The organism is Streptomyces sp. NPDC004752 (assembly GCF_053601275.1).
On record NZ_JBSGBN010000033.1, the window covers coordinates 65,797 to 77,905 of the forward strand.

The window sequence follows — 12,109 nt, forward strand, 5'->3', positions numbered from 1 at the left end:
GTTGCCGGGTCCCTGCTGCACGAGCCGGGAGTATGTGGAGTATGTGTCCCGTTGCCGGGACAATTTCCTACGCCCCTGCGGAAACGTCGGTGTGGCCGCGGGGATCAGATGTGACCGCCGAAGGTGTCAGCCGGCTGCGCCGTCGCGGGTGCGCTGGTAGTGGCGCCTTGCCTTCATGCGGTTGCCGCAGACGGCCATCGAACACCATCGGGCCTTGTTGGTCTTGCTGCGGTCGATGAGGAAGAGCCGGCACTCCGGGTTGGCGCAGGGCCGCAACCGGCCGGGCATCGCCTCCTGCAGCGCGCTCCAGGTCAGGACGGCCTCCACCGCCAGCTGGCGCTCCGCAGGGGCGACCAGCTCCCACCACACCCCCGCTGACGAGAGCTGCGGACGGGAGGTGACGTCCTTCAGTAGCGGGGCCAGCGACGCGGCCGGCCGACTGCCGCGCACGACGTCCTGAAGGGCATCACGCGCCTGTCGGAGGTGTCGGCACTCCTCCGCGCTGCCACTGCCACCGTGGGCCTGCTGCCAGGACATGGCCGCTTCCGGATCTGCCAGGTGGTCCCGGACCGCCCCGTTGACCACCGGCGTGGTGTTGAGGAGATCCAGCAGCGCGTCCTGCTCTTCTCGACCGGCCATTGCCACCTCCTCCTAACCGGATTAGTTCGCATGACAGGTTACACGAGCACAGGCCAATCCAGCCAGAAGCGGCTGCGCTGGCCGAGGACCTTTCACAGGCGGAGGCTTGAGCCAGGCCGACTTCATGCCGCCCGGGTGCAGCGACGCCCCCGACCACAACGGCAACATAACCGGTTAAACATCCTTGACAGGTTAGACCAAGCGTGTTCGACTGAATGTGTGTAACCACTCAAACTCGACAGATGGGTTAGCGAGATGGCCTCCGCAGTCCACCACCGCACCGCCACCGTCAACGGTCTCGAGGTCTTCTACCGGGAGGCCGGCGACCCGAAGGCATCTGCCGTGATCCTCCTCCACGGCTTCCCGACCAGTTCACACATGTTCCGCCACCTGATCCCGGCGCTCGCCGACCGCTACCACGTGATCGCCCCCGACCACATCGGGTTCGGCCAGTCCGCGATGCCCGCCCCGCAGGACTTCCCCTACACCTTCGACGCCCTCACCGAGGTCACCTCCGGCCTCCTCCAGCACCTGGGCATCGACGGTTTCACGATGTACGTGCAGGACTACGGCGCCCCCATCGGCTGGCGGCTCGCACTCCAGGCCCCGGACAGCGTCACCGCGATCATCACCCAGAACGGCAACGCCTACGAAGAGGGCTTCGTCAAGCCCTTCTGGGACGGCGTCTTCGCCTACGCCAAGGCCCCCGGACCGGACACCGAAGCGCCCATGCGCGGGGCCCTGACCCTTGAGGTCACCCGCTGGCAGTACCTGAACGGGGTCGCCGACCCCAGCCTGGTCAGCCCCGACAACTGGGTCCACGACCAGGCGCTGCTGGACAGGCCCGGCAACGACGAGATCCAGCTCAAGCTCTTCCGCGACTACCCCACCAACGTGGACCTCTATCCGCAGGTCCACCAGTACTTCCGCGACTCCCGGGTCCCGCTGCTGGCGGTCTGGGGCGCGGGCGACGAGATCTTCGGCCCCGACGGCGCCACGGCGTTCCGCCAGGACCTGCCCGATGCCGAGATCCATCTGCTCGAGTCCGGGCACTTCGCCCTGGAAAGCCACCTTGAGACCATCACCGAACACATCCGCGACTTCCTCGCCCGCGTCCTCGTCTGACGCGCAGGTAGCGAGGCGGCTGCGGCGACCGCGAACCACACTCCCCTGCCGCCGTACCCGGAAGGAGCCCGCCATGGGACTGTCCTGGCAACAAGGCCCCCTCGCCACAGGCGCGATCGGACACTTCCTCACCCCCGAACCCCTGCCCGAGCGGCTCCTGTTCGCCGAGCGGCTGCGCCGCCGCATGCGCGTGAAGTTCAACGACACCTGGATCGCCGACAGCGAGAACGTCGTCCTGCTGCACGAGCCGGGCCGCTACCCCGTCGCCTACTTCCCCCGCGAGGACGTCGACGAGCAAGCGCTGGTCCCAAGCGGCAAGGTCACCCATCACAAGGACCTCGGCGACACCGCCTGGTACGCCGTGCACGCCGGCCACCGCACCACCGAACGCGCCGCCTGGGAATTCACCGCACTGGCTGGGCACGCCACCGAGCTCCGGGGCCGTATCGCCTTTGCGTGGCGCGCGATGGACGCCTTCTACGAAGAGGACGAACGCATCCTGGGACACGCCGCGGACCCTTACCACCGCATCGACATCCGCAACACCTCCCGCACCCTGGAAGTCCGCCTCGGCGACACGGTGATCGCCCGCTCCGAGCACCCCGTGGTGCTCTTCGAGTCCGGCTTCGCCCCGCGCTGGTACGTTCCACGCGCCGACCTCGACGAGACCCGGCTGCACCCCGTCGAAGGCCGGACCTTCTGCCCCTACAAGGGCCTGTGCGACTACTACGACATCGGCGACGTGCACCGCGCCGCCTGGTCGTACCGCGATGCCTACCGGGAGGTCGACCGGATCAGCGACCTGGTGTCCTTCGAAGCGGACAGGGCAGAGGTCTATCTCGACGGCAAGCGCCTGCACGTCGAGCCCGGGCAGAACGTCGTCCCGCACGGCGTCGACCGCGGCCTGGACGTGGACGAGGTCAAGGCCCACTGACGACCACGAGCGCCTGCCCGTATCCCCTCCTGGCGTTCGGGCTCCGGTCGGCATCACAGCCCATGGGCGGGATGAGCCGGGTGAGCCGCCGGATGCACACCCACATCGGCGGTGGTGTGGTGGTGGGGGGGGCGGGCGGGTGGGCCGGGCCCCCCCCCCCAAGGTGAGGCGCGTGGGCTGGCGGGACGGTCCGCCTCCACCGAGTGCGCGCCCTCGGTGCAACGGGCCGCAAGCCGGTCCATGGGTTTCGAGCCGTTCATCAGACGTCGAGTACGCGCAGGTGCCGGTCCGTCGCCATCAGCGTCTCGTAGGTGTCGGTGACAACGACCGTGTCTTCGACCTGGAGGCCGCCCCAGCCGATCTCGTAGTAGGGCGTCTCGATGCACATCGTCATGCCGGCCTCAAGGACCGTCTCGTTCTGCGCGGTGAGATTCGGGATGTCGTATCCCTCGATGCCGATTCCGTGCCCGACATGATTCCGCTCGTACTCGGGCAGTCCGGCCGCCCGGGCCGCCTCCATAGCAGCCTGGTACACCTCCCGCGCCGCGACACCGGGACGGATCTTCGCCAGAGCCGCATCCTGACCTGCGAGGATCGCGTCGTAGACCCGGGTCTGCTTCGGGCTCGGCTCGCCGAGCACCGCACACCTTGAGATATCGGCACGGTAGTGCTCGTAGTAGCAACCGGCGTCGAAGCGGATGATGTCGCCGATCGACAGCTCGTAGTCCGACGGAGTGGCACTGGGCAGTGCGGACCGTACTCCGCCGCCCAGCACGGTCAGGGCAGGGTCTGCCCCTGCATCGATGAGTTCCCGCAGGAACACCTTGGACAGCTCCGACTCGCTCACTCCGGGCTTCGCCACGGCGAAGGTCGCCTCGATCGCCCGCTCGGTGGATTGCGCAGCCTTGGTCAGCCGTGCAATCTCAGCAGCGGTCTTGACCGCCCGTATCTTCCTGAACGCCTCGCTCGCCGGAACGATCTCGCACTGCGGAAGCAGTTCCCGCAGCTCGGCCAGCGCAGACGGCGCGATCCCGAACTCGTCGATGCCCAGACGGCCGACGGTCAGTCCCATCTTCTCAATGGCATGGGCCAGTGCCTTCGCCGGTCCATCCGCATAGGGAGACTCAAGCAGATCGCTGAGACGCTTCTGCTCGGCCGCGACCCGGTCGCCGCCGAGCCCATTGCTCGGTACGGACCCCTTCAGTGAGAAGAAGCCATACCGGACGACGTTCTCGATCCAGACCTGTTGGCCGGCGAGAAGATCCAGCGACCCGGTCCCCACGACAAGCCAGGAATCCGTGTGCGGCGCCTGCCGAGACAGCGCCGCGTACACCTGGGGGCCCCGCCGAAGCCACTGTGAAAGGGCCCAGAAATTACTCGAGTACGTGACGTTCTCAGCCGTCGTCGCAATCAGCGCGTCGACCCCGATCTCTTCCATGACCCGAACGGCACGGTCCGTGTTGAGCAGACGATCCTGCGTTTCCGTGTTCATACGTCATCACCATTTCTTTTTCGCGGGTATCACGGCGAGGGAAGTCGGTCTTCAGAGCGACTGCAGATCTTTCGGCACGGCCCGCAGGAAGGTCTCCCACGTTCCGTCAAGGGTCAGCTCGTTCGCACTCGTGCGGGTACCGGTGTTCTTGAGTCCGGTCGATGTGGTGAGCGCTACGGGGCATTCACCCAGGTCGAGTTGGCTTGCTTCCGCCTGCAAGAGACCGGCGAACGATGCCGCCGACGCGTTCTCGACATAGAGGCCGTGGCGCGCGAGTTCGCGCTGGGCGGTGGCGATTTCGTCTTCGCCGACTGCGAGGGCCGCGCCGCCTGACTCCCTGATCGTCATCATGGCGTGCACGCTGGTGACCTTCACGTTGATGGAGCTGGCGATGCTCTTTTTGGCCTGCACGGGCGTCGGCCGATCGAGCCCTTTCAACAGGCTTGTGTGCAGCGGAGCCGATACGGCGGGCTCGACGCTCACCATCTTCGGCAGTTCTCCCAGCACACCGGCTGCCCGCATTTCCTTGAAACCGCGCCAGATACCGCACAGGGCCTCTCCATAGCCTGTGGGCACGATGATCGACGTCGGCGCAGTCCAGCCGAGTTGTTCCGCGATCTCAAACGCAATCGTCTTGTAGCCCTCCACGGCAACCGGGTTGCCCGTGACGGGTGCCGTGTAGTTGGAGAACGGATACCACCCCAACTCCTGAACCGACCGCTCCACGAGCTTCCAGCGGTCCGGCCCCGGCACGATGACGAGCAGCGAGCCGAACGCCTCGACTGCCGACCTGACGGCCGGTGGCATTCCCTCGTGGGTGAGGACGACACACCGAAGTCCAGCCCGCGCCGCGTAGGCGGCTGCGGACAGGGCGTGGTTGCCGCTTGACGACACGACCATGACCCGGGCCCCGGTCGAGACAGCATGCGATGCGGCCACCGCACAGAGCCGGTCCTTATGGGACCACGTCGGATTCTGGGACTCGTCCTTGATGTGGACCGCGTAGCCCTGACGCTCGAACCTGATGAGTGGTGTGTTCCCTTCACCAAGGGTCACTTCGGCGCCGTCAGCAAGCCTCGGCAAGCTGGACCTCCATCGCCAAAGACCGCTCGATCGATCGTCCACCGGCGGTTGGCGGAAGGGCTGATACTCCTCGTCGGCGACCACATAGGTCGATCTGAAGTCATCGCGACGGCACTTGGGGCAGCCCTCGAAGGCCGGGCCGCGAGCGCCGGTGGACGAGCAGTGGACACATCGGAGGCGCAGAGAGCCTCGCGATATCCCGGTGACGCCCGGGTCGGCGTCGACTTCCCTTTGAAGCGGAGGCATCACAGAGCCTTTCTGATGGTGGTAGTCCCCTCCTGGCGGACAACCGCGCTACTGATCCGAGCGGCCGCTGACCGCGCGCTCGACGGACTGAAGGTGCTCCGCACGCTGACCATCCACCCCACTCTGTTCCGCATATCGGATCGTGAAACCGGATGACGGAACAATGATGAGCTGACCAAGGACACGCGTCAAGCTGCTTCATGCTTGAGGTACGAATCCGAAGAGGTTCACTCAGGCGGATTCGGTCAGCTGGAGGGTGTCCCTGGACGGTGGGGTGTTTGTGCTCTGCTGCTTCACGGCCAGCAGGCAGACGATGCTGATCGCCACGGCCGTGCCCGCGTACAGCGACACCGGCAGGGACGAGTTGAAGTGGTGGAACAGGGCCGTGGCCACGTACGGGGCGATACCGCCGCCGAAGATGCCGGCGAACTGGAAGCTGAACGACGTACCCGTGAACCTGACGCCCACCGGGAACACATTCGCGAGCAGACCCGCGTACGGAGCCCATGCCGCCGCGCCGCCGGCCCTCGCAAGGAAGATCGCCAGCCAGAGCATGGCGGTGTTGCCGGTGTCGACCATCGGGAAGAACGCGAACACCATCACGCCGATCATCAGCACACCGCACGCCGACACCAGGCGCGCGCCGACCCGGTCGGCCAAGGCGCCGAACAGCACCATCGGCACCACGCTGAGGGCGGAGGCCGCCATGATCGCGACGAGAACGTCGCCGGAGTCGAACAGACCACGACTCGTCACATAGGTGAGCGAAAACACCGAGAAGATGTAGAAACCGACGTCCACGCCGAGCCGACAGCCCATCGACAGGACGAAGTTGCCCGGCATCGTCCGCAGCACCGTGAGCAGCGGTGCGCGCTCCGGAGCGGACTTCTCCATCTTCTCGACGAACTCCGGCGTCTCGTCCAGCAGCAGCCGCAGCCACAGGCCGACCGCGACGACGACGGCACTCAGCAGGAACGGCACCCGCCAGCCCCAACTCAGGAACGCGTCATGGTCGAGCATCGTGGTCATCGCGGCGAACACACCTGCGGACAGCGTCCCGCCGATCGCGTCGCCCGCCTGCGGGAAACTGCCGAGGAACCCTTTACGCCGACCGCCGGACATCTGCTCCACGGCGAGCAGCACCGACCCACCCCATTCACCGCCGAGCGCCAGGCCCTGCACCACCCGCAGCAGCACGAGCAACGCGGGCGCGGCAGACCCCAGTTGGCCATACGTCGGCAGCAAACCGATCCCGACCGTCGCGGCACCCATGACGAGCAGCGTGACGAGCAGCACCTTGCGCCGGCCGACGCGATCACCGAAGTGGCCGGCTATGACCGCGCCCACCGGCCGCGCCACGAATCCGACCGCAAACGTCGCGAACGAGCCGAGCAGCCCGACGATCGGGTCAGCGCTGGGAAAGAACAGTTCTGGAAAAACCAGCGCGGCCGCGTTCCCGAAGATGATGTAGTCGTACCACTCAAGCGTGCTGCCGATCGTGCTCGCCGCGAGCACGGTGCGCAGCGATGTCGGGCCACCCGACTTCCTCATCGCGCCACCTCCGACAGCACCACGTCGAGCGCGGCGAACGCAGTGAACGCGTGCCGGGGCAGCGGTGGCTCCGCCAGCCGTTCCGCCGTAGAGCCGGCGTTCCGCAGACCGGTGGACGTGCCGAGGGCGGCGGGCGGCGTTACGCTGCCCACCTCCTGATACAGCCCCTTGGTACTGGCGAATCGTGCCTGCATAGCCATCATCTCCTTGTCTATCGTCGGCGACCGCGACAGCAGTGCGAGCCATACGTCTGATCACGTCGAGTGCTTGGAACGTGCCGACCAGGTGGGCGATCGAGAGCGGCTTCGATGGGCGGCCTGCCGGAACGGACCCCTAATGACGCCCGATTCAGCGGCGCAAGGACGCGTTCGACACAGGGCCTGTTCCGAATATCGGTATGTGCATCCTCAATGCGGAATGGCCCAATGACACCCCTCCGGAGGTTCGGTGTCAAGGGCCTGATCACCGCGTAAATCCATCGCGCCGGACGGGGGTGAGCCGCTCAACCTGGAGGCGGTGCAACCCACACCGCCGCCGCCGCGATGACGGGTACGGCAGCGACACACCTTCCCACCGAGGACAACCGGCAACATGTCAGGACATACGAGGCGAACTACTACCGCCTCTTCCGCCCCCTCCGCCTGCCGGGTTGCCGCTCACGTCGTACGGCCAGGATGCTGTGCCGCACCCGGATATCCGGCGTCATGCGTGGGATGTGGTCGGTCAGTACCTACTCTTGAAGTCCACGCCGGGCCCGCCTAGTATTCCGCTATGCAACAACCTATTCCGAGAAACGGAACAACCAAGGTCGGGGCAAACATTCTCGCCGCACTGAGCGCGTTCGGCCGACAGGGCACCTGGGGAGTCACTGAACTGGCAAACGAGCTTGGCCTGTCCAAGACAGCGACACATCGGTTGTTGAAGACTCTCGCCGTGAATGGGTTTGTCGAGCAGCTTCCAGGCCGTAGCGATTACGTGCTGGGGGTCGAAGTCATTGCGCTGGCCCGTCAGGCTGCCGCGAAAACAACGGTCGGGTCGGTGGGCCACTCACACCTGGTGCGGCTGGCGGAGTCGACCCAGGAGGTCGTCTCGATCGATGTCCTCAGAGGGTATCGATACGTGTGCGTGGACATGGTCAGCATCCACCCTCATGTGACGACCACCGTGCAGATCGGCGACACCATCGGCCTGCACGCGGGAGCCGGCAAGGTGATCCTCGCCTATCAGCACCCGGCTTTTGTCGACGAAGTCCTCAAAGAACCGCTGACACGTTATACCGACAACACTCCTCATGAGCCCAGCGTTATCCGCGCGATGCTGGAGAAGGTGCGTGCCGAGGGGCGATGGGTGAGTGAGGGTGAGATAACTCCCGGGGCTCGGGGACTGACCATGCCGATCTTCGGCCCCAGAGACAGTGTTGAGGCCGTCCTGACGGTCACCTCGACAAAAGCCCGTATTCCCGACTCCCGTGTGGACGAACTGTTCTCGCTCATGCACCAGGTCTGCCATCAGATCGCATGGGACATGGGACATCGGGAGCCGATCGGCACGTGAGGCGGCCAACGATCGTCGCCTCCCTGCATCGGCGCAGGCCAGAGCGTACGAACGCCGAGGTCGGATCCCGTGACTTCAGCGCGCCGGTTACCGGCTGCCGCCTTCCGCGGTACGCCGCAGCAGCGGGGTGAGACGGTGGGGTACCAGTTCCCGCATGGCCAGGGCCGTGGCGATGCGTTCGATGCCGGGAACAGCGAGGATCTGCCCCGCGATCCGGTACAGGTCCTCCGTGTCCGCGGCTACCACCCGTACCAGCAGGTCGGGGTCCCCGCTGAGGCCGAAGACTTCCACGACCTCCGCGATGCCCGCCAGTGCCTGGGACACATTGGCCAGCTGATGCTGGTTGACCTGTGCGGTGACGAACGCGGTCAGGGGGTGACCCAGCGCCCTTGGGATGATCCGGCGCTCGAAGGAGCCCAGGGCGCCGCTCTGCTCCATCCGGGCAACCCGGGCCTGGACGGTGTTGCGGGACAGCCCCAGTTGCTCGGCCAGGGCGACGACAGTGGCCCGTGGATCGGCAGCAAGGGCGAGCAGGATCCGGGCGTCGGTGGCGTCGAGGGTTCGTTCACTGTTCATGATGCCCTGTCATCGTCTCTCGGTTCGCTCGGGGTTTGAGCAGAATGCTCAATCCGAGGGGCACATCTTGCTCAATCGAAGAGTCATCTGTCTACTAGCCGGGCACAACGCGAAATTCCATCAGGCATGGTGCCGAATGCGGAGGTGATCTGTGATGGTCGCGGAACTGAGGTCCGCCGACGTCAACGGTTCGAGCCCCGGCGGGGAGGAGCAGCTCGCCGTGCTGGAGTCGGTCGAACAACGGGTGCTGTGGCTGTCCACCGCGATCACCGACCACGCCAACCGGGTGCGGCCGAACCCGTCGGGGCTGAAGGTAGGCGGCCACCAGGCGTCCAGTGCCTCGATGACCTCGATCATGACGGCTCTGTGGTTCAACGCATTGACCGCTCAGGACCGGGTGTCGGTCAAGCCCCACGCCTCGCCCGTACTGCATGCGATCAACTACCTGCTGGGCGAGCTGGACGAACCCTATCTGACCACCCTGCGCGCCTTCGGGGGTCTGCAAAGCTACCCCAGCCGGTCCAAGGACCCCGATCCGGTCGACTACTCCACGGGTTCCGTGGGCATCGGCGCCACCGCTCCTTTGTGGGGTGCCCTCGCACGCCGCTACGTGGACGGCCACTTCGGCGGTGCCGGTACGGGACGCCAGTACTCCCTGCTCGGCGACGCCGAGCTGGACGAAGGCGCCATCTGGGAGGCGATCCAGGATCCGATGGTGCCGGGTCTGGGCGAAGTGGTGTGGATCGTCGACCTCAACCGGCAGTCCCTGGACCGAGTCATCCCTGGCATCGCCGCGGACAAGCTGCAGGGCATGTTCGCAGCGGCCGGCTGGCAGGTGATCTCCCTCAAATACGGGCATCTCCTACAGGAGTTGTTCATCCGGCCCGGCGGCGAGGCGCTGCGCGCCCGTATCGACGCCATGGGGAATCCCGAATACCAGCGGCTGCTGCGCTGCTCCGCCGACGAGCTGCGCGAACGCCTGCCCGGCACCGGCTCCACAGCCGAACCGATCGCCGACCTCATCGCTCCCCTGGACGACGCCTCGCTGCTGGCGGCGCTGCGCAACCTGGGTGGGCATGACATCGGCGCGCTGTCGGACGCGCTCGCCGATGTCGACGACAGCCGCCCGACCGTGATCTTCGCGTACACGGTCAAGGGGCACGGGTTGCCCACCGAGGGCCACCCGCAGAACCATTCCTCGCTGCTGACAGCCGACCAGATGAGGGCACTGGCCGACCGCCTCGGAACGGATCTGGGCCACCCGTGGACGCGTTTCGCCGAGGGTTCGGCGGAAGCGGCCCTGTGCTCGGCCGCCGCGCAGCGGCTGCACCGCCCCGAGTACGCGCCCCAAGAGCCCCCCGCGGTCCCCGCCGACCTCGGCCGCCCGGCACCGACCGGCACCGGCTCCACTCAGCAGGCTCTCGGCCGCGTCCTGCTGGACCTCACCCGGAAGGCACCCGACGCGGCGAGCCGGATCGTCACCGTCAGCCCGGACGTCAGCTCCAGCACCAACCTCGGCGGCTGGCTCAACAAGGTCGGCGTGTGGTCGCCGACCGAGCGCACCGACTGGTTCGCCGACGACGCCGAGACGATCCTGCACTGGCGCGAGCGGCCTACCGGTCAGCACGTGGAGCTGGGCATCGCGGAGACTAATCTGGTCGGTCTGCTCGGCGAGCTGGGCGCCACCTGGAGCCGTTGGGGCCAGCCACTGCTGCCCATCGGCGTCGTCTACGACCCCTTCGTCAACCGTGCCCTGGAGCCCTGGGCCTTCGGCATCTACGCCGGCGGCCAGTCGATCCTGGTCGGCACTCCGTCCGGCGTCACCCTCGCCCCGGAGGGCGGCGCGCACCAGTCGATCACCACACCCTCGCTGGGCATCGAGCAGCCCGGCTGTGTCACCTATGAGCCGGCGTTCGCGATCGACACCGAATGGTGTCTGCTCGCCGCACTGGGCAACCTGGCCGGTCCAAAGGGGAGTTCGGCCTACCTGCGGCTGTCCACCCGGCCCATCGACCAGTCAGCGGCCGCCGTGCCCAGTGACCCGGCCGCCCGCGAACGCCGTCGCCGACACGTGACCGCCGGGGCCTACCGGCTGCGGCAGCACGAGAGGCCCGTGGTGACGCTCGCCGCGATGGGTGCCCTGGTCCCGGAGGCCCTGGCCGCCGCCGACCGGCTCGCCGCCCTCGGCCACGGCGCCGACGTCGTCTGTCTGACCAGCCCGGATCTGCTCTTCCGTGCTCTTCAGTCCCGCCGCGGACTGTCCGACGACCCGACCTGGATCCTCGATCAGGTCTTCCCCCGCGACCGGGCAACACCCCTCGTCACCGTCCTGGACGGCCATCCCCACACCTTGGCCTTCCTGAGCACGATCCAGAACGTTCCCGTCAGCACCCTCGGCGTCAGCCGGTTCGGCCAGTCCGGGTCGATCGAGGACGTCTACCGCTACCACGGCATGGACACGGACAGCATCGTCGCCACCGCCCTCGATCTCATCGGCTGAACGAGAGCCCCCTATGCCGCTGAGCGAATGTGACTTCATGCCGAGCGGCGACGAGGAACAGGGCCCGGTCGCCGCCGTCCCCTGCTCGACCTGGTCGAGCAGGGGACGGCGGCGGCCTCGGTCGCGGTTCGTCGGCCAGTCCGAGCCACACCGAGATCCGCCGTCACACAGCTGGTCAGTCCTTGATGCGGATCAGGTTCCGGCCTTGTCGATCCCGTCAGTCCTTGATTTCGCAGATCACCGCGCCGGAGGTGAGGGAGGCGCCGACCTCGGCGCCCAGGCCCTTGATGGTGCCGGAGCGGTGTGCGTTCAGCGGCTGTTCCATCTTCATGGCCTCCAGGACGACGACGAGGTCGCCCTCCTTGACCTCCTGGCCCTCCTCGACGGCGACCTTCACGATCGTGCCCTG

At 66.9% G+C, this 12,109-nt stretch carries 11 protein-coding genes; 4 read left to right on the forward strand and 7 right to left on the reverse strand.

Features of this window, described 5'->3' with window-relative positions; translation table 11 throughout:
* Nucleotides 1–126: 126 nt before the first annotated feature.
* Nucleotides 127–639 (reverse strand): CGNR zinc finger domain-containing protein, encoded by a 513-nt coding sequence (locus tag ACWEKM_RS16440; protein ID WP_451621858.1) that lies wholly within the window; start codon nt 637–639, stop codon nt 127–129.
* Between the two features lie 255 nt (nt 640–894).
* On the opposite strand from ACWEKM_RS16440, the gene ACWEKM_RS16445 reads away from it, so the two are divergent.
* Together ACWEKM_RS16445 and ACWEKM_RS16450 are read left to right on the forward strand one after the other, a co-directional pair.
* A complete protein-coding gene (locus ACWEKM_RS16445; RefSeq protein WP_451621859.1) occupies nt 895–1,764 on the forward strand; it encodes an alpha/beta fold hydrolase in 870 nt (289 codons plus the stop codon).
* 73 nt (nt 1,765–1,837) lie between these two features.
* Nucleotides 1,838–2,698 (forward strand): DUF427 domain-containing protein, encoded by an 861-nt coding sequence (locus ACWEKM_RS16450; RefSeq protein ID WP_451621860.1) that lies wholly within the window; start codon nt 1,838–1,840, stop codon nt 2,696–2,698.
* Nucleotides 2,699–2,957: 259 nt separating this feature from the next.
* Here ACWEKM_RS16450 and ACWEKM_RS16455 read toward each other — a convergent pair whose 3' ends face one another.
* The 4 genes from ACWEKM_RS16455 to ACWEKM_RS16470 all read right to left on the reverse strand — a co-directional run bounded on the left by ACWEKM_RS16455 (nt 2,958) and on the right by ACWEKM_RS16470 (nt 7,264).
* Nucleotides 2,958–4,190 carry a M24 family metallopeptidase gene (locus ACWEKM_RS16455; RefSeq protein WP_451621861.1) on the reverse strand — a complete coding sequence of 411 codons (1,233 nt, stop codon included), beginning with the start codon at nt 4,188–4,190 and terminating at the stop codon, nt 2,958–2,960.
* 51 nt (nt 4,191–4,241) lie between these two features.
* Nucleotides 4,242–5,357 carry a pyridoxal-phosphate dependent enzyme gene (locus ACWEKM_RS16460; protein WP_451621862.1) on the reverse strand — a complete coding sequence of 372 codons (1,116 nt, stop codon included), beginning with the start codon at nt 5,355–5,357 and terminating at the stop codon, nt 4,242–4,244.
* Between the two features lie 393 nt (nt 5,358–5,750).
* The gene (locus tag ACWEKM_RS16465; RefSeq protein ID WP_451621863.1) at nt 5,751–7,070 is read right to left on the reverse strand and encodes an MFS transporter; all 1,320 of its coding nucleotides are present in this window, start codon (nt 7,068–7,070) and stop codon (nt 5,751–5,753) included.
* The gene (locus tag ACWEKM_RS16470; protein ID WP_451621864.1) at nt 7,067–7,264 is read right to left on the reverse strand and encodes a hypothetical protein; all 198 of its coding nucleotides are present in this window, start codon (nt 7,262–7,264) and stop codon (nt 7,067–7,069) included. Before ACWEKM_RS16470 ends, ACWEKM_RS16465 begins: the two co-directional genes overlap by 4 nt.
* A 577-nt stretch (nt 7,265–7,841) precedes the next feature.
* Here ACWEKM_RS16470 and ACWEKM_RS16475 point away from each other — a divergent pair.
* Nucleotides 7,842–8,624, forward strand: a complete 783-nt coding sequence (locus tag ACWEKM_RS16475) for an IclR family transcriptional regulator (RefSeq protein WP_451621865.1) — start codon at nt 7,842–7,844, stop codon at nt 8,622–8,624.
* A gap of 87 nt (nt 8,625–8,711) precedes the next feature.
* Here ACWEKM_RS16475 and ACWEKM_RS16480 read toward each other — a convergent pair whose 3' ends face one another.
* Nucleotides 8,712–9,200, reverse strand: coding sequence for an Lrp/AsnC family transcriptional regulator (locus ACWEKM_RS16480; protein WP_451621866.1), 489 nt, complete (start codon nt 9,198–9,200; stop codon nt 8,712–8,714).
* A gap of 154 nt (nt 9,201–9,354) precedes the next feature.
* Here ACWEKM_RS16480 and ACWEKM_RS16485 point away from each other — a divergent pair, with 154 nt between their 5' ends.
* On the forward strand, nt 9,355–11,700 hold the full coding sequence (locus tag ACWEKM_RS16485) for a transketolase-like TK C-terminal-containing protein (RefSeq protein WP_451621867.1): 2,346 nt from the start codon (nt 9,355–9,357) through the stop codon (nt 11,698–11,700).
* Nucleotides 11,701–11,917: 217 nt separating this feature from the next.
* Here the strand turns inward: ACWEKM_RS16485 and ACWEKM_RS16490 are convergent.
* Nucleotides 11,918–12,109, reverse strand: a 192-nt coding sequence (locus tag ACWEKM_RS16490) for an acetyl-CoA carboxylase biotin carboxyl carrier protein subunit (protein WP_451621868.1), incomplete at its 5' end; no start/stop codon positions are given.